16 protein-coding genes are annotated in these 19675 nt (G+C 34.9%); 2 read left to right on the forward strand and 14 right to left on the reverse strand.

All coding sequences use genetic code 11. From position 1 onward, the window contains the following. Positions 1-468: 468 nt before the first annotated feature. The 12 genes from lysS to pth form a co-directional block, all read right to left on the reverse strand. Positions 469-1932 carry a lysine--tRNA ligase gene (lysS, locus tag MN581_RS09545; protein ID WP_187363592.1) on the reverse strand — a complete coding sequence of 488 codons (1464 nt, stop codon included), beginning with the start codon at positions 1930-1932 and terminating at the stop codon, positions 469-471. Between the two features lie 117 nt (positions 1933-2049). Continuing rightward, a complete protein-coding gene (gene dusB, locus MN581_RS09550; protein WP_071456011.1) occupies positions 2050-3039 on the reverse strand; it encodes a tRNA dihydrouridine synthase DusB in 990 nt (329 codons plus the stop codon). A gap of 14 nt (positions 3040-3053) precedes the next feature. Further along, on the reverse strand, positions 3054-3956 hold the full coding sequence (hslO, locus tag MN581_RS09555; protein WP_241699673.1) for an Hsp33 family molecular chaperone HslO: 903 nt from the start codon (positions 3954-3956) through the stop codon (positions 3054-3056). A gap of 105 nt (positions 3957-4061) precedes the next feature. Next, on the reverse strand, positions 4062-6161 hold the full coding sequence (gene ftsH / locus MN581_RS09560) for an ATP-dependent zinc metalloprotease FtsH (RefSeq protein ID WP_117974097.1): 2100 nt from the start codon (positions 6159-6161) through the stop codon (positions 4062-4064). A gap of 80 nt (positions 6162-6241) precedes the next feature. Beyond that, positions 6242-6787, reverse strand: a complete 546-nt coding sequence (gene hpt / locus MN581_RS09565; protein WP_071456009.1) for a hypoxanthine phosphoribosyltransferase — start codon at positions 6785-6787, stop codon at positions 6242-6244. A gap of 18 nt (positions 6788-6805) precedes the next feature. Further along, the gene (gene tilS, locus MN581_RS09570) at positions 6806-8200 is read right to left on the reverse strand and encodes a tRNA lysidine(34) synthetase TilS (RefSeq protein WP_241699674.1); all 1395 of its coding nucleotides are present in this window, start codon (positions 8198-8200) and stop codon (positions 6806-6808) included. 64 nt (positions 8201-8264) lie between these two features. Beyond that, positions 8265-8750 (reverse strand): S1 domain-containing RNA-binding protein, encoded by a 486-nt coding sequence (locus MN581_RS09575; RefSeq protein ID WP_117974101.1) that lies wholly within the window; start codon positions 8748-8750, stop codon positions 8265-8267. Between the two features lie 73 nt (positions 8751-8823). Continuing rightward, entirely contained in the window at positions 8824-9207 is a 384-nt protein-coding gene (locus tag MN581_RS09580; RefSeq protein WP_241699675.1) for a septum formation initiator family protein, read from the reverse strand. 82 nt (positions 9208-9289) lie between these two features. Continuing rightward, on the reverse strand, positions 9290-9550 hold the full coding sequence (locus MN581_RS09585) for an RNA-binding S4 domain-containing protein (RefSeq protein WP_117974105.1): 261 nt from the start codon (positions 9548-9550) through the stop codon (positions 9290-9292). 19 nt (positions 9551-9569) lie between these two features. Continuing rightward, on the reverse strand, positions 9570-11147 hold the full coding sequence (locus MN581_RS09590; RefSeq protein WP_158559470.1) for an oligosaccharide flippase family protein: 1578 nt from the start codon (positions 11145-11147) through the stop codon (positions 9570-9572). Further along, positions 11134-14688, reverse strand: coding sequence for a transcription-repair coupling factor (gene mfd / locus MN581_RS09595; protein WP_241699679.1), 3555 nt, complete (start codon positions 14686-14688; stop codon positions 11134-11136). The genes MN581_RS09590 and mfd overlap by 14 nt, the downstream gene beginning before the upstream one ends. Before the next feature lie 19 nt (positions 14689-14707). Next, entirely contained in the window at positions 14708-15277 is a 570-nt protein-coding gene (gene pth / locus MN581_RS09600) for an aminoacyl-tRNA hydrolase (protein ID WP_241699676.1), read from the reverse strand. A 247-nt stretch (positions 15278-15524) separates the two neighbouring features. Between pth and MN581_RS09605 the strand changes: the two genes are divergently transcribed. After that, positions 15525-16478: an L-lactate dehydrogenase gene (locus MN581_RS09605; RefSeq protein WP_117974111.1), complete on the forward strand. Its 954-nt coding sequence runs from the start codon at positions 15525-15527 to the stop codon at positions 16476-16478. Between the two features lie 152 nt (positions 16479-16630). Next, positions 16631-18004 carry a L,D-transpeptidase family protein gene (locus tag MN581_RS09610; RefSeq protein WP_241699677.1) on the forward strand — a complete coding sequence of 458 codons (1374 nt, stop codon included), beginning with the start codon at positions 16631-16633 and terminating at the stop codon, positions 18002-18004. A 306-nt stretch (positions 18005-18310) separates the two neighbouring features. Here the strand turns inward: MN581_RS09610 and MN581_RS09615 are convergent, their stop codons facing one another. Together MN581_RS09615 and MN581_RS09620 are read right to left on the reverse strand one after the other, a co-directional pair. After that, positions 18311-19324 (reverse strand): Gfo/Idh/MocA family oxidoreductase, encoded by a 1014-nt coding sequence (locus MN581_RS09615; RefSeq protein WP_117974115.1) that lies wholly within the window; start codon positions 19322-19324, stop codon positions 18311-18313. A 31-nt stretch (positions 19325-19355) separates the two neighbouring features. Continuing rightward, positions 19356-19675, reverse strand: a 320-nt coding sequence (locus MN581_RS09620; protein WP_241699678.1) for a TIM barrel protein, incomplete at its 5' end; no start/stop codon positions are given.

Genomic DNA, 19675 nt, shown 5'->3' on the forward strand with positions numbered 1-19675 from the left:
TTTGTTTCTACATAGTAGAAACGCCCTACACATTTGGTTCGTCTTACTTTGTTCAGTTTTCAAAGGTCTAAACTTTGTTGTCGTAACAACTTTTATATCATAACAAGTTTATAATAACTTGTCAACATTTTTTTGAATTTTTTTAAATTTTCTGAAAATTCGTTCGCTAGAATAAAAATCCTATTAGCTAAATGTTAAAAGTTGTGATTTTTAAAAGCTGTGTCTCAAGGACATGTATTAATATAACAAGATTATAGAGAAAGGTCAACCTTTTTCTAAAAAAAAAAATTCACAAATTTTAAATTAAAATTATATGATTTTTATTCGTTTTTATTCGTTATAAAAAATAATTTTCTAGATAAATCATTTTTAATAACTATTTATTTCTTTTTATAACGAACATTAACCGTTTAACGATAATTTTATATACTAAAATAAAATAAAAAAGTGAAGAAATTCTTCACTTTTTTATCTCATCGTTGGGAATAATAAGACATCTCTAATAGATTGTGAGTTAGTTAATAGCATCACCAGACGGTCGATCCCTATTCCCAAACCACCTGTTGGAGGCATTCCATATTCTAGCGCTTCAATAAAATCTTCATCTATTCCATGAGCTTCATCATTTCCTAAATCTTTTTCTTTCATCTGCGCTTCAAATCGTTCTCTTTGATCGATTGGATCATTTAACTCGGTAAAGGCATTTCCATATTCTTTTCCTACGATAAATACTTCAAAGCGATCTGTAAATCGGTCATCTTCTGGATTTTTCTTAGCAAGTGGAGAAATTGAAACCGGATGACCATAGATAAAGGTTGGTTGAATCAACGTATCTTCAACAAACTCTTCAAAAAATTCATTAATCACATGGCCATAATCCATATGTTCTTCTATAGTAACATTATGTTTTTTAGCGATTGTTCTTGCTTCTTCGTCTGATGTTACATTCCAGAAATCAACACCTGTGACTTCTTTAATCGCATCAACCATATGAATTCTCTTCCATGGTCCTTCTAAGTTAACATTAACATCACCGTATTGGATTTGTAATGTCCCTAATACTTTTTGAGCGACTGTTGTAATGATACCTTCTGTTAAATCCATAATATCTTTATAATCAGTATAAGCTGTATACACTTCTAGCATAGTAAATTCTGGATTGTGTGTCGCATCAATCCCTTCATTACGGAATACACGACCAATTTCATATACTTTTTCCATTCCACCAACGATTAATCGTTTTAAATGTAATTCAAGCGCGATGCGTAAATATAATTCCATATCTAATGCGTTATGATGTGTAATAAATGGTCTTGCTGCTGCTCCACCTGCCATATTATGTAGGGTTGGTGTTTCAACTTCTAAATAACCATGGTCATTTAAGTAATTACGCACTTCGCGGATAATTTCACTACGTTTAACAAATTTGTCAAAGCTATCACGATTACTAATTAAATCTAAATAGCGTTGACGGTATTTTTGCTCAACGTTTGTTAAACCGTGATATTTATCCGGTAACGGTCTAAGAGCTTTTGTCAAGAATGTAAAGTCAGTTGGCTTGATTGTCATCTCACCCATATCAGTTTTCATCACTTGTCCAGTTACTCCAACAAAATCACCTAAGTCAGCTTGTTTAAATAGTTCATAGGCTTCTTCACCAATCGCATCTTTACGAACGTAAATCTGTACTTGCCCTTCTCTATCCTGTAAATGAGCAAACCCTACTTTACCTTTACCACGTTTTGTCATGATACGACCAGCAATTGTCGCTGTTAGGTTTAACTCTTGTAATTCTTCTTTAGTTTTATCATCATATTTTTCATGCAATTCTTTTGCATTGGTTGTACGCTCAAAACGTGTTCCAAATGGGTCTAATCCCTTGTCACGCAACTCCGCCATTTTTTCTCGTCTAACGATGAGTTGATCATTCATTTCTTGATGCTCTTGATTATCTTTTGACACGTTACTTCCTCCTATACATTATTTGCCATTCTACTCTCTCCTATAATGCCATAAATAGCAAAAAAAAGGCAAGTTAATTTGCCTTTTTTATCCGACTAATCCTTTTTCTTTTACAACTAATACATACTCATCCAAAATCTGATTCATTTCTTCTTGAGTTGTCGCTTTATTAACGGCTAGTCGTGTTTTGGTTGCACGTGGGGCGCCTTTTAAATAATACGCGGCATGTTGACGGAATTCTAAACAGCCAATTTTTTCACCTTTCAAACGAATTAAACGGTCTAAATGAAGTTTAGCTGTCTCGATTTTTTCAGCTGGGTGTGGCTCTTCTAACAACTCACCTGTTTCTAGATAATGCTGTGTGCGATAAATCATCCATGGATTACCTAACGCAGCTCGCCCAATCATTACGCCATCACATCCAACATAATCAAGCATGCGTTTTGCATCTTCTGGGGTTCTCACATCACCATTCCCCATAAATGGAATGGTTAAATGCTTTTTAACTTCCCTTAGTACATCCCAGTTAGCTCTTCCTTCATACATCTGCACGCGTGTTCGACCATGCATCGCCACTGCACTCGCACCGGCTTTTTCAGCAGCTAATGCATTTTCAACAGCATACACATGTTCTTCATCCCAACCAATACGTTGTTTCACTGTCACCGGAATACTCACAGCACTCGCCACAGCTTCTACCATTTCATATACTTTGTTTGGATCAAGTAACCATCTAGCACCTGCTTCAGCTTTGATGACCTTATTTACTGGACATCCCATATTGATATCAATCATATCTGCGGTCGTGTATTCTTCGACAAATTTAGCTGCTTCGACTAAGTTTTCTTTATTGCCACCAAATATTTGTAGACTAAGCGGATGTTCTGTCTCATCAATATAAAGCATTTCTAGTGTTTTTTTGTTACGCTGTTGAATGCCTTTATCACTAATCATCTCACATACGACAAGCCCTGCACCAAACTCTTTGACTGTTACACGAAAAGCCGAGTTACTTACTCCGGCCATCGGTGCCACAACCACTCGATTAGGAATCTCGACATTTCCTATCTTCCACATCGGGTTTCCTCCTCTTAAGACTGCATAGCCTCGTCTCTTAATACTGATAACTCTTCTGCTGTATAATGATATTTTTCATTACAAAAATGACAGACAGCTTCTGCTCCATTGTCTTCTTCTATCATATTGGTTAATTCATCGACCCCTAAGGTAATTAAAGCTGAAGAAAAACGTTCTTTAGAGCAATCACATTGAAATTCGACGGGCATCGTATCTAAAATTTCGACATTTTCTTTCCCTAATAAACGATAAAGAATTTCTTCTGGTGTTTCACCTTGATCTAATAGATTAGAAACTTGTGGAATATCAGCTAAACGTTTTTCAATTTCAACTAGTGTTTCCTCTGAAGCAAACGGCATCACTTGAATCATAAATCCACCTGCCGCTTTCACAACGTCATCATTTTCATTATCAACTAATACACTTAACCCGACTGCTGAAGGAACTTGTTCTGATGTTGCTAAATAATATGTAAAGTCTTCAGCTAGTTCACCTGAAACTAATGGAACTTGTCCTGTAAACGGCTCTCTTAATCCTAAATCTTTTACCACACTTAGAGATCCATTTGTTCCCACTCCACCACGCACATCAATTTTTCCTAATGCATTTGCTGGTAAATTAACTTGTGGGTTTTTAACGTATCCCTTTACATGTCCTTTTGCATCAGCATCAATGACAATAGCACCGATTGGACCATCCCCTTGAATACGAACAGTTAATTTTTCGTCACCTTTATGCGTTGAACCTAACATCAAGGCTCCTGTTAAAGAACGACCTAGTGCCGCTGTTGACGTGCGCCATGTATCATGACGTTGTTGTGCTTCAGCAACTAACTCTGTTGTGCGTGTTGCCATCGCACGAATTTCTCCATTAAAACATAAAGCTTTAACTAAATAATCTGTTGTTTGTTTACTCATTTATCGTGCCTACTTTCTTTCTTTATTATTCCCAATTAAAAAGTGGGCTATACTTTCGTATATCCCACTTATCATAACGTATTTGTTTCAATCTTAAAACTATTTTTACTCAGATTTATCTTCTTTCACAGCTTCTTCATCTTCTTTAATCGATTGTGATAATTCTTCATCACGCTCTTTTAAATTGTGCTCTGCTTCTTTTTCTTCAGCAAATTCAGCTTTTTGTTTTTCAGCGTCTTTTTTCTCTAACGCTTCTTTAACTTCTTCAAAAGAACCATCTTTTTCACTTGGATACTCTTCAGGTTTATCATCACTTGGCATTTTACCGTCTTCAAATAATGATTTAATTTGTTTCGCATCAAGTGTTTCGTATTTAAGTAGTGACTCTGCGATTAACTTATGTTCATCACGATGTGCTTCAATAATTTCAACCGCTTTTTGATGAGCACGGTTCAAGATATTACGAACTTCCTCATCGATTTGGAACGCAACTTGTTCTGAATAAGTTTTTGTTTGTCCATAATCACGGCCAACAAAGACTTGATGGTTTCCTTCATATTGTACAGGACCTAATGAATCACTCATACCATACTCAGTTACCATTGAACGAGCTAAGTTAGTTGCTTGTTCAAAGTCATTACTTGCCCCAGTAGATTTCACACCAAAGATAATTTCTTCGGCCACACGTCCACCAAGTAATCCAACGATTTGTTCGAACATTTCGTTTTGAGTCATTAAGAAACGATCTTCTTTTGGTAAAGCAATCATGTATCCGCCAGCACGTCCACGTGGAACGATGGTTACTTTATGGACAATTCTTGCATCGCTTAGCACTAATCCACAGATTGTATGACCTGCTTCATGGTAAGCAACCATTGAACGTTCTTTTTTACTAATCATGCGGTCTTTCTTAGCAGGACCAGCAATGACTCTATCTTGTGCTTCATCAATATCTGATGCGTCAATTTTCTTTTTATTACGTCGAGCCGCTACAAGGGCAGCTTCGTTTAATACGTTTTCTAAGTCTGCACCGGCAAATCCTGGTGTTTGTTGTGCGACAACTTTTAAATCAACATCGTTTGCTAAAGGTTTGTTACGAGAATGAACTCGCAAAATTTGTTCACGACCTTTAACATCAGGTGTTCCAACAAGAACTTGTCTGTCAAAACGTCCTGGACGAAGTAATGCAGGGTCTAACACATCTGAACGGTTTGTTGCAGCAATAACGATAACTCCTTCATTACCATTGAAACCATCCATTTCAACAAGCAATTGGTTAAGGGTTTGTTCACGTTCATCGTGACCCCCACCCATACCAGCACCACGTTGACGACCAACTGCATCAATTTCATCGATGAAGATAATCGCTGGAGCTGATTTTTTCGCTGTTTCAAACAAGTCACGTACACGACTTGCCCCAACACCGACAAACATCTCAACAAAGTCTGAACCTGAAATAGAGAAGAATGGTACGCCAGCTTCTCCGGCAACAGCTTTTGCTAATAATGTTTTACCTGTTCCGGGAGGTCCCTCAAGTAACACACCCGCAGGAATTCTAGCACCAAGTTCCACGAAACGACGTGGGTCTTTCAAGAATTCAACTACTTCTACTAATTCTTGTTTTTCTTCTTCAGCTCCTGCTACGTCAGAAAAACGAACATTGATTGATTTTTTATCTGCTTCTTTTGTTTTAGATTTCCCAAAGTTCATGACACGGCCATTTCCACCACCTTGTCCACCTTGTCCCATCATCATATAGAATAGGAATACCATCAATAAAACTGGTAAGAAACTAAACAATAATGATACCCAAACACTGTTGTTTGATTGTTCTTTAACAACAAATTTGGTACCAGATTCACTCGCTGTTTCGCTAATATTAGCAATGGTTGCATCATTAGGTAAGACAGATGTTGTAAATCGTTTTGATTTTACTTTTGTTTTACCAAATATTGGTAACCCACCTGAATCAGTAATTTTCTGATCTTCATGGTACTCACCCGTGATTTTGTAAACGCCATTAGCAGGTTGAACAGTAAAGTCTTTAATTTGATCATCTTTTAATTGTTGATAGAACGTTGAATAATTTATAGTTGGAGATTGGTCGCCGCCTTGTCCAAAGAAGAAGTATACTATTGTAATCATTGATAAAAATACAATAATATAATAAAGCGAGTTGCGCATCCCTGAATTCTTTTTATTCATACATGTCCTCCTTCTCTATATTAAATTTTTAGTTTGTAATCATTACTAAGAAATTATTGTAACACTAAATGTTCGAAAAATTAAGCATTTTCGTATATTTCTGGTTTCAATACACCGATATATGGAAGATTACGATAATCTTCAGCATAATCTAAACCATATCCTACAACAAATTCGTTTGGCACTTCAAAACCAACATAGTCAGCTGCCATATCAACAACACGACCTTCTGGTTTATCAAGCATCGTCACAATTTTAACAGAAGCTGCTTTACGGTGTTTCAATAAGTCAACAAGATATTTTAATGTACGTCCACTATCGATAATATCTTCTACTAAGATAATATGACGACCTTCAACTACTGTACTTAAATCTTTCAAAATACGAACTTCACCAGATGAGACAGTCGCATTACCGTAACTTGACACATCCATAAAATCCATTTCCATGTGAATTGGCATAGCACGAACTAAATCCGATAAAAACGGAACGGCTCCTTTTAAAATACCCACAACTAAAGGAAACTTATCCTGATACTCACGACTAATCTCTTCACCTAAAACAGCAACTCGTTCTTGAATTTGTTGTTCTGAATAAAATGTTTTTTCGATATCTTTTTCTAACATTGGGTTCTCCTTCCAAACTTACTCATCCCTTTGATATAAGTAGACGAGCTTATACTGTATTTTATCAGTTTCATGATGAATACTCAAATAAGATTCTCTAAATGGTAAAAGCCATAGAAGATACCCTTTTTCATCGAAAACGAGCCAACTTAAATCACGTAATTTAGTTGGTATTTTTTCATCAATAAAATATCGTGATACTTTCTTAGTCTGACCTTTATAATTATATACGAATCTGTCACCAGCTTCACGTTTTCTGACTCGAATCGTATGATGTTTCCCATGTGTGTAAATCATCTCTTTTAAGTGCCAGTTAATCAATTCATTCGGAATAACTTCTTTACCCAATTCAAAAAATCCTAACCACTGATTATTAGACAAAAATACACCCTGATTTTTTGCCAAATCAAATACAGTATATTCATTTAATGACTTTTTCTTTTGATAGATAGTGAGTATGTCATAATTTTTTTCAACAATCCAATTATTTCCTAATAATAACTGTTGATTTGGTTTATCATTACTAATCAGTTTTTGTAACTGATTCATATGCTCATATCCTACAACAAGGCTAGTTTTTTCTTGAATATCTGTTAATATATATCGAATTACTTCAGACTGTATCGCTAAATTGTGTTTTTTTAACGAAATATAATCTAATTGCCATGTATTATTTTGATAAGAAACAAGTAATTCAATTAAAGGCTGCAGTAATTCATCGATAACTTGCCTTTGATTGGAAATTTCTTGAGATAAGCGCAATATTCCGTTACCAAAATTAGGATTTTCTATTTCCAGCATAGGACGGATGTGATGACGAATACGATTTCGGAAATAATTATCAGAAAGGTTACTACTATCTTCATGATACGGGATATTTTTTTCTTTAGCGTATTCATAAAGTTCTTTTTTAGAAAAACTTAATAATGGGCGAATAACCTGATTGACTCCCAGTGAGCGTTTTTTTTCAATCCCAACCAATTTTCTTAATTGACTACCTTGAATCCATCGCATCAAGATTGTTTCGACAGCATCATCTTTATGATGAGCCGTTAATAAATACGTGCTATTTGTTTCTTGCATCACTTTATCAAAAAAAGTATAGCGAAATGTTCTTGCTTGTTGCTCTACATTTGTATCAACAGTTTTTCCTTCGTCCCATATACCGACAAAACAGGGTATTTGATATTTTTTGGCATAACTTTCTACAAATAATTGTTCCACTTCTGATTCAGCTCTTAACTGGTGGTTAATATGTGCAACATAAATCACTGGACGTTGATCTTTGGGTATTTGACACAACAAATGCAGTAACACCATTGAGTCAACTCCTCCAGATACTCCTACCACAATATGAGTTTGTGGCATCAACTGGTACTCTGATTGAATAATCTTTTCAAATTCTTGGTACACAAACTTTCCTCCCACTTTTCCATATAAAAAAAGGATAAGAGAACTCTCTTACCCTTCTATCTATTTAGTTACGACGTCCGCCACGTCCGCCACGTTTTCCTTCAGTACTGCGTTTTAATGTACTTAATCTATCATCACTATCTTTTAAGAAGTTAGTCATTAATGAATCAAAACTTTCTTTTTGTGGAGTAGCTACTGCTGCAGGTTTACGATTATTTCTACCACGGTCATTTCCACCTCGGTTGTTACGATCAGACTGGTAATTATTTGATGAACGTTTGTATTCTTTACGCTCACGCTGTGCTGGGCGTTCTTCTTCGTTGGCACGCTTGATTGATAACCCAATTTTTCCGTCATCTCCAACACTCATGACTTTTACTTCAACTTCGTCATTCATCTTTAAAACATCGTTGATATCTTTTACAAAGCTATTAGATACCTCACTGATATGTACCAATCCTGTTTTTCCATCACCTAAATCTACAAACGCTCCAAAATTAGTAATACCTGACACTTTACCAGATAACTTTGTCCCCACTTCGATTGACATAAAAAAATATTTCCTCCTTGAATCCTCTTTATATATTATTTTTTTATTAACTTAATACTCGATTGCCACTGCTTTAATTTGCACCACTCAGTCCTGGGATGCTATATACTTGTTCGCCTTCTTTAGAGTAAAAATATTTGGCACGTGCAACTTTCTCAACATATTCGGGATCCTTTAACAATTTTACTTCGTTTTCCAAATCCTTCTTTTCTGTTTTTACTTTTGCATATTCCTTTTTTACCTCTGTGTGATTTTGTTGTAGTGATAACAGATGTTGTCCATTGCGAAATAAGTTAATTCCCATGAACGTAAATAAACCAAAGGCTAACACAAACATAACCGTTAAGCGTCGTCGTTTGTAAATCATTTGCTTTTGTTCACGTTGAGCTTTCGCCATTGGTGACGGAAGTCTTTTTTCGCTTGTCTCAAGGGCTAATAACGTTTTTTTCTCACTCATGATACATTAGACTCCATTTCTGTTTATACTTGGGTTCATTATACCAACTAGCCTCATTAATGTCTAATACTTATCGCTGATTTTAGTTTTGATTTTTGATTTCGCTAATAATTTCGTATAAATCTTTTGCTTCATCTTTTTTAGTTGTGTCTTTTAAGTCTAATACTTTAACTTCTAATGTTTTATTACCAAACATGATTGTAATCACATCTCCTATTTTAACAGGGGTAGATGATTTAGCTAATTTGTGATTCACTTGAATCCGACCTTTATCAGCTATTTCTTTTGCAATTGTTCGACGTTTTATAATTCTTGAAATTTTTAAAAATTTATCTAATCTCATCAATGTCCTCCTAAATCAATTAATAAAAATGTTTATATATTTTTTGGCCAAATGGCAACATGTTCCATTCATCATAACTAAATAATTTAAATTTCACAATACTTATTAGATAGATAGTCACTCCAATAAAGACACCTATTAGTGTTAAAGCAAACGTCACTCCTCTATGAGTTATGAGTAAACCGTTAGCTAAACAGATAACTCTAAATCCATAGACTCCAATAGCCATCAACCCTAAACTAATCAATAATTTTATTAAAAAAAGTTTGCCAACCGCTACGTCAAATCCCTTACGGATCAGGTAATGATGCAAAACAAGTAAACAACCTAACAACCCCAGTAACGTACTTACGCTTGACCCCATTGTTCCAAAATAATAGGTTAAACATGGTGTCAAAATACTCTTCAATAACACACCAAATATTGCAGCGACAAATTGATAATGTACTCGGTTTTGACTTTGATAAATTGTTTGATACGTTTGAATCATTGAGGCAATACTAACAGATAGTACAAATAGCGACAATGTTGATGCGCCATCATTGTTGCTAAAAAGTGTCACATTGATAAATGGAATCATGATGGCCAATCCAATACCTGCTGCCACAGAAATACTCAATGACACTTTTAAATAGGATAACACCATTGATTGATAATCTGATTTCTTTTTACTTTTATAGTAATGAGTTAACGTCGGCATGAATGTAGCAGTCATTGCAATGGCCACAACCAATCCTAATTGTACCAATGGCTGTCCTCTATCAAAGACTCCCTTGGCTATTTTAGCTGATAGATCCGGTATCCCTGAAAAAACTAAATATTTTTTTATCGTAAATGAATCAATCAATTGAAAAATTACGAGGTAAGCACTAAAAAAGCAAAGCGTTCCACCTTCTAATATTAATCGTCTTAGCAATCCATTATCACGCTGTTCCTTTGAGGGAATTGGATAAAAAGATAACGGCTGCTTTCTTGCATAGTATATTAACACCACAATCGCACATATTCCACCCATAATCGCTCCTGATGTGGCAATACTTCCTACTTGGTAAACATCTAAACTTTGCGTATAAAACAACCAACCAGAAAGTAAAATAATTCCCACACGAATTCCCTGTTCCACTAACTGCGAGGTTGCAGTTGGTAACATATTCACCTCTCCTTGAAAATAACCTCTAAAAGTAGATAAAAATGGTACCAGTAAAAATACCAACGATACAACACGAATAAGTGGTATGAGCTCTTTGTCTCCCATCATCATGGCAATGAGTGGTGCCCCAACAAATAAGCCTAAAAATAAATAGATAGACAAGAAACTAACATAGTAAAAAAATTGGGTAAGAATTTTTTTTCTTTCAATCAAAGACTCTTCACTAGCTAAAATTTTTGATAAAAATACAGGCATACCAGATAACGACAATGTCATCGCAATACCATAGATAGGGTACACTTGTTGGTACACATAAAACCCTTCGTCTCCCACTAAATTTTGAAATGGCACGCGATACACAGCACTCAGTATCTTTACCACAAAAGACGTAATCGTTAAAATCAACGTTCCTTTTAAAACAGTTTTTTCTACTTTAATTTTTTCCATTCGCATCATCCCGTACATCTTTTTTAGCATATCGCTCTTGCCTTAATGCTTCAATAAATGTTGACACTTCATGTAACCATATTGCAACGGTTGTGTCTTTACCTAGTTTGAATGTCACAGCCAAATGCTCGTCTGTACTGATTTCTGCTTTTAAAGTTGTTTTTGATAAAGCTTTAAATAACTGCTCGATTGTGTAAGCAGACGTGCCTTCCTTGCTTAATTCAACATAAATTGATTGCTTTTTCTTTTGAATTTTATCAATTAAGGCAAAATCAGCATTCATTTTTATCAACCCAACAGTTAATAGATTTGCGACTTCATCAGGGTATTCACCAAATCTATCTAATAGATCAGCTTCTAATTCATCATACATCTCTTGATTTTCAAGTTGTCTAATTCGCTTATACATTTCAATTTTTTGACGCTCATCTTCTATATAATCACTTGGAATATACGCATCAATGCCCAAGTCAATTTCAGTTACTGTTTTCGTCTCTTTACTATCGACACCACGCTTACGATTAACTGCTTCATTAAGCATATGAGTGTACATATCAAACCCGACTGAGTCAATAAAGCCATGTTGCTGAGCACCTAACAGGTTTCCAGCACCACGAATTGACAAATCTCGCATGGCAATTTTAAATCCTGAACCTAATTCCGTAAAATCTTTAATCGCTTGAAGTCGTTTCTCGCTCACTTCATTTAAGACTTTTTGCGGTTCATACATAAAATAAGCATACGCCACGCGATTACTTCGGCCAACACGACCTCTTAACTGATAAAGCTGAGATAATCCCATGTGATCGGCGTTTTCCACAAACAACGTATTTACATTAGGAATATCAACCCCTGTTTCAATAATCGTCGTTGTCACTAAAATATCGTATTCACCATTAATAAATTCCATTAACGCATTTTCTAACTGAATTTCTGTCATTTGACCATGTGCATAAGAAATACGAGCGTTAGGTAATAGCATTTTTAATTCATCGACTTTTTGCTCAATCGTATCCACACGATTGTATAGATAAAACACTTGTCCACCACGCGCAATTTCTCGCTCACACGCCTCACGTATAGCCCCTGGATTTTTCTCCATCACATATGTTTGCACTGGGTAACGATTAGCCGGCGGGGTTTCAATAACCGATAAATCTCGCACCCCCAACATGGACATGTGCAATGTTCTTGGAATCGGTGTAGCTGTCAGTGTCAATACATCCACTTGTGCACGTAATTGTTTTAGTCGCTCTTTATGTTTCACGCCAAAACGTTGTTCCTCATCAATGATAAGCAATCCTAAATCCATAAACTCTAAGTCTTTTGATAAAATTCGATGCGTGCCAACAATAATATCTATTTGACCTTTTTTCAATTGATCAATCGTTTCTTCTTGTTGTTTTTTCGTTCTAAATCGACTCATTAACCCAATACTTACTGGAAAATTTTTAAATCGGTCTAACATCGTTTCATAGTGCTGTTGAGCTAAGATAGTCGTTGGGACTAAGAATGCGACTTGTTTGCCATCTCTAACTGCTTTAAACGCTGCACGCAAAGCCACTTCTGTCTTCCCGTAACCCACGTCCCCTACAAGCAAACGGTCCATTGGTCGTGTTTTCTCCATGTCTTTCTTAATTTCTTGGATACTTCGCAATTGGTCGTCCGTTTCTGCGTACGGGAAGGCATTGTCAAACTCATGCTGGTAATCGTCATCTGGTGAAAAAGCATATCCTACTTCAGCTTCTCTTGCTGCATATAATTGAATTAAATCATCCGCGATATCTTCAACTTTTGCCGATACTTTTTTCTTTGTCTTTGTCCACTCACTACCACCTAATTTATTAATACGTGGCGTTTTAGACTCAGAAGCCACATATTTTTGAATTAAATCTAACTGGGTCACTGGAATAAACAATTTATCGTTATTTTGATACAAAATGGTCATGTAATCCTGGTGTGTGCCACCACTTAGTAATGTCTCCATGCCAATGTATTTACCAATCCCGTGATTAGCATGAACCACATAATCACCAGGACTTAATTCATTATAACTCTTTAATCGTTCCGCATTAGAAATGGTTTGTTTACGTGCTTGACGTTTCGTTCTGGTATGTAGAATTTCTTTTTCTACTAACACGATTAAATTATCTTGTGGCAACTCAAACCCTGATTCTAATAAGCCAACCTGGATTTGTGCTTGCCCTTTTAACAACTCTTTTTTGTTATTGACGACAACAGAAATATCCGCATCAATAAACAAGCGTTCTACCGTTTTACTACGTTCGGTATCTTCGACTAGTACCACGACCGTTTGTTTTTGTTTTGCCCAACGATCCATCTCTGCCTTTAAAAGCGGCAATTGACCAAAGAACTGTTGCATCGCACGGTATTCAAACGGATAAATGGAAGAAAAACGCAAATTTCCCATCCCTTTTTGAAACAGAGAGAAAAATGTCCGATGTTGTGGCATTTTTTTCATAATCTGTCTAAAATCACCACCAAGCGTTCGGTCTTCAAACACTGGATTATCTTCTAACTTGATCGTTAACCATTCTGCTTCTTCTCGTAAAATCTCTTTTTCCGTATCAATCATGCGACTATAATCATCAAATACCACCAAATCGTCATGAGATAAATAATCACTTAAATGATATTTTTCCTCATAAATCATATCAATATATTGACTAATATCATCAGTTGGATGGCCACTGCCCCACTCACCCACTGTATAATTTTTATAAGCAGTTAACTGATTTTTTCTATCAATATCTTTTATGCCATCAATTTTTTTACTTAACGCCTCATCTAATACACTTGCCGCGTTTGCTAATTCATCTTTTGTTACCACTTGATCCATAGCTGGTGGAATTAATATATTCTCTACATCTGATAACGAACGTTGGGTTTCTACATCAAACAAACGCAACGAATCAATCTCATCATCAAACAAATCGATACGCACAGGGTATTCACTAGTTAAAGGATAAATATCAATGATACTTCCTCTAATACTAAATTCACCTGGTTTTCCTATCATTTGTTCTCTAACATACCCTAGAGAGACTAATGTTTCGGGTAAAGTTGTTAAATCGATTATACCTCCTACTTCAACAGATAACACACTATTTTTCCAATTATTAGGAGCTGGTAAAAAACGACGTAATCCAGCTAATGGTGTAACGATAATCCCTGGCTCATCACTATTTAAAAACACCATGCTATTAATCCTCTCAGCTAGTGCTTCCGGAGAAGAAAAGGACATTTCAACTGCTGCCACTTCATCAACAGGGAAGAAATGCAAATAAGACTCGTCAACAATGTGTTGCAAGTCGTCCATCAATTTAGTCCCATAATATAAATTAGGGGTCACAATCATGATCTTTTTATTTTTTTTCAGCAACGTCGACATCACTAAGCTCTTAGCTGAACCAGCTAAACCTGTAATCAATTGTGATTTTTGTGTCTCACTATTATCAAGCCACTCTTTCACTTGTTCATCTTGTTCTATTATAGTCATCATACTTTGATTGAGGTACATATTAATCATCTGACCCCCTTTATTTCTTACTATTGTATTGATTCATAGTCTCAACAAATGAATGCCCTTGTGCCCAATACAAACTCGCATCTGCCGCTAATTTTACAGCTGACAGCATGTCTTCATGTGTGTTTTTAGGAAAATTACCTAAAACATGAGCTATCACTTCTTCTCCGCGATTTGGGCGATCAATCCCTATTCGTACACGATTAAACTCAGGTGTTCCAATATGTGAAATTAAACTTTTAATACCATTATGTCCACCAGCACTTCCTTTTTGACGCAATCTTACTTTTCCTACAGGTAAATCTAAATCATCATAAATGACTAAAACATTTTCGGGTGAAATGTTATAATAAGTCATCAATGGTCCTACACTACGACCTGATTCATTCATAAATGTTTGAGGCTTTGCTAATAACACCTTTTCACCATCTACAAAAAACTCTGCCGTGTCGGCTTCAAATTGAGATTTATTAAATTCAATATTTTCTTGATAGGCAATCTCATCTAATGTAATAAATCCAATATTATGTCGAGTTGTTCGATACTTCGCTCCAGGATTTCCCAATCCAACAATTAATTTCATAATCTATATCTCCTATAACATCAAAAAACACGGGTTAGAAGACACGTGTTTTTTCATTGTATTTAAACTAAAAGGCTCTAAAATAGTATACCATACCTTTTTATATTCTATAAATAAGAAACTATTAAGACTTTTAATTAACGTTTGATTAATAGACTATTATTTGTTAAATGATCTTTTTCATAGGTTTTTTCATAATTTAGTGTTATAATTTAACATGGAGTAAATAAAAAAGGGAGCGATTGTAATGGAACACATAAGTATTGATCATCAAAAAATTATCGTTGTCGGCAATGGGGCTGTTGGTTCAAGTTATATTTTTTCCCTTGTGACACAAAACATCGCACAAGAAATTGGTATTATTGATATTGATGTAAACAAAGCAGAAGGGGATGCCCTTGATTTATCTCACGCTCTAGCATTCACTTCTCCTAAAAAAATCTATGCTGCAACTTACGCTGATTGTAAAGATGCTGACATAGTGGTGATTACTGCAGGTGCTGCACAAAAACCCGGTGAAACACGTCTAGATTTAGTTAATAAAAATTTAAAAATTTTCAAATCCATTGTTGATGATATCGTTTCTTCAGGATTTAATGGTATCTTCTTAATCGCAACTAATCCTGTTGATATTTTAACTTATGCTACATGGAAATTCTCTGGATTTCCAAAACACAAAGTTATCGGTAGCGGAACTTCTCTTGACTCTGCTCGTTTTAGACAAACCATTGCTGAGTTAGTAGACGTTGATGCAAGAAATGTCCATGGATATATTTTAGGTGAACACGGTGATACAGAATTTCCAGTTTGGTCTCATGCTAATATTGCTGGATTGCAAATTTACGAATGGGTTTCAGATCATCCTGAAATTGATGAAGAAGAATTGGTTAACATTTTCTTTAAAGTCCGTGATGCAGCATATACCATCATTGATAAGAAAGGGGCTACTTTCTATGGAATTGCTGTTGCTTTAGCTCGTATTACTAAAGCCATTCTTTATGATGAAAATGCCGTATTACCTTTATCTGTTTACTTAGATGGACAATATGGATTAAACGATATTTATATCGGTGCTCCAGCTGTGGTAAATCGCCAAGGAATCAGCCATGTTATCGAACTTCCCTTAACAGATGCTGAACAAGAAAAATTTGACTTATCTGCAAAACGTCTACAAGAAATACTAGATGAAGCATTTGAATAAATCATGTTCTTATTAATTAAAATAATAAAAGACTAGAATGATAAATTCTAGTCTTTTCTCATTATATAGGTGTTTTTAAAGCACTTATATTGTTTTTAGAAAAGAATATGTTACAATAATATTACAATTTTTATCATAGGAAGGGGCTTCACATGAAACGTAAGTCGTTGTTATTAGTGCCTTTAATTATGGTACTAGTCATTGTTAGTATCTATTCGTATTTTGCTATTACTTATCAGAATAAATTTTTGCCCAATACAAAGATTGGACAAATAGATGTCAGCCAATTATCTAGAAAACAAGCAGAAAAAAAGCTTGAGGACAATATTCATGAGAATGAATTCGTTATACTAGATAATGATAAAACTTGGAAAGCCATTCCTAAACAACAACTAGGAATCACTTTTGATGTTAATAAGACTGTCTCTGATACTATTGCAAAACAAAATCCTTGGTTGTGGTTTATGAATTACGTCAATCAACCTAAAAATGTGCCCATTGTGATGACTGATTATAACAAAGACGAACTAACTAAACAATCTAATGCTTTAAAAACAGCCTTAACGAACTTTAATAAAGAGCGCACACCCACAAAAAATGCAAAAATTGAAATGAAAGATGGTTCATTTCAAATTACAGACGAAGTAGCTGGAAATTCTATTGATGTTGATAAATTTATTTCAGCATTTGAATCTCATGTTAAAGAAGGCAAAGGGTCTATAAACTTAGAATTCTATGTCCAAAAACCAACTGTTTTGGCAACAGATAAGCAATTAAAAAAAGAATTAGCGGACATAAATAAGTTAACAGAGGTCAATGCTACGTACCTCATTAATGGGCAAAAAGTGGCAATCCCTAAAGAGACAATTACTAGTTGGTTAACAACAAACGATAAAGGTGATGTTACTTTAAATCAAGACTTAGTAAAAGAATATGTCACTCAACTTGGGCAACAGTACAATACTAGTACTAATCCAACAAAATTTAATAGCACCAAACGTGGAGAAGTGAGTGTTCCTGCTGGGTCTTATAGTTGGACAATTGCAACAGATAGTGAAACAGAACAACTGACAGAACTAATTTTATCTGGCAAAGGTTTCACAGATCGTGTTCCTGCTTATCAAGGAAGCGCTACTCCCGAATCAGCTCTTCTATCAAATACTTATATAGAAGTTGACTTACAAGCTCAACACATGTGGTACTACAAAGATGGAAAAGTTGCTTTAGATACAGACATTATTTCTGGAAAACCAAGTACACCTACTCCTTCCGGAGTGTTCTATGTTTGGAACAAAAAGCGAAATGAAACTCTTCGCGGTGAAGATTATGCAAGCCCTGTTGATTATTGGATGCCAATCGATTGGACAGGGGTAGGAATTCATGATTCCCCGTGGCAAAATGCCAATGCTTATGGAGGAACATCATATACGACAGTGGGATCACATGGCTGTATTAACACACCCCCTGATGTGTGTGCTAAATTATTTAATATGATTGATGTTGGTGTTCCTGTAGTTATCTTTTAGACAATAAATAAAAAACAAGATTAGAATAAAGCTCTAATCTTGTTTTTTATTTTTATAGTATCAACAATGTTAATCTACTTTTTTAAGCATCCTTCATATAAAAAAACAAACTAGATACTACTATTAATAGCCAGTTTGTTTTTTACTATAAAAATGCCTATATTACCATTTTTATAACTATATTATTCTGTGTAGGTATAATATTTTTCGATACATCATAGATAACAACCCTATTTTGTCGTTTAGTGCTATGCTATAGAGTTATATCTTTACTATAAAATCTCACCTCCTTTATTTATAAGTGTTTTAATAAATACTTGGTTTTTCTTGAAGCATAACATTTATTTTTTCACCTTTATTTGTTGATTCCGTTCCTGCTGTTGTGATAATAGAAGCGACATACCCATCCCATGAAGATGGTCCTTCCAATTTATTATTCAATACGCCATTAACCCATAATTGAAACTCTGTATCATACGCTTCTTTAAAACGTGTCTGCCAATCAGGCGATATTGGTGTCTGATTAGAAAAATTATGTTTGACATAAGTATAGTGTGGATCCACTAATCCTAACTCTCCATTTTCACATACTACTTCACATTTAATATCATAACCAAATTGACAATTAACGAAAATTTCTAACTGGATCACCACACCATTTTTTGTCTCTAATACTAAAATTTGTGGATCATGTAAATTGTCATGTGTCATTTTAGTTTGTTTTTTAGGCAGTATACTTTCAACTGAAACATAGTCGTCTTGTAATAACCAACGTAGCACATCAATTTCATGCACTGCCGTTTGGATAATAGACATTGGCGTTGTGTAGTGTAAGCCAGATTCTGGATTTCTATGCGCACAATGTAGCATTAATACTTCCCCATATGATTTAGATTCAATTAATTTTTTTAACTCCATATAACCTTTATCATAGCGTCTCATAAAACCTACTTGTACCAAGCGTCGACCGCATTTCACTTCTGCTTCAACAATTTTAGCGCATGATTGATTATCTATAGCTAAAGGTTTTTCACAGAATACATACTTTTCTTGTGCTAACGCTTTTAATACATAATCTGCATGTGTTTCATCAATGGAAGTAATCAATATGGCATCGACGTCATCTGAAGAAATTAAGTCCTCCCCACTACCATAAAATATGATTCCCATTTCATCTGCTAATTGCTTTTTTTCTTCTTCTAAAATATCATAAATGCCAACGACTCTAGCACCTTTTATTTTATGATTAATTCTTTTTATATGCTCTGTTCCAATAGCTCCAACACCTATTACACCGATTCTTAATTCTTTATTTATCATTTTTTCACCCTTCTTCTAAGAAAAATTTTCATTATAAACCAGTAATTAAATTAATATAATTACGAGCAGCTTTTGCATAAATAAATGGATTAGCTTTTGATGGATCTTGTTCTGCCTCTACGACAATCCATCCTTCATAACCATCTTTTTCAATTTCTTGCCAAATTGGTGTAAAATCAATCATGCCATCTCCTGGAACAGTGAACACACCTTCTTTAACGCCCTTTAAGAAACTAAATGAGTTTGTTTTAACTTCTTCCATTTTTTCCTTACGAATATCTTTAAAGTGAATATGTTTAATACGGTCTTTGTGTGTTTGATACACTTCAATCGGATCTTCGCCTGAGAAAA

The organism is Vagococcus sp. CY53-2, from assembly GCF_022604695.1.
Taxonomy (GTDB): domain Bacteria; phylum Bacillota; class Bacilli; order Lactobacillales; family Vagococcaceae; genus Vagococcus.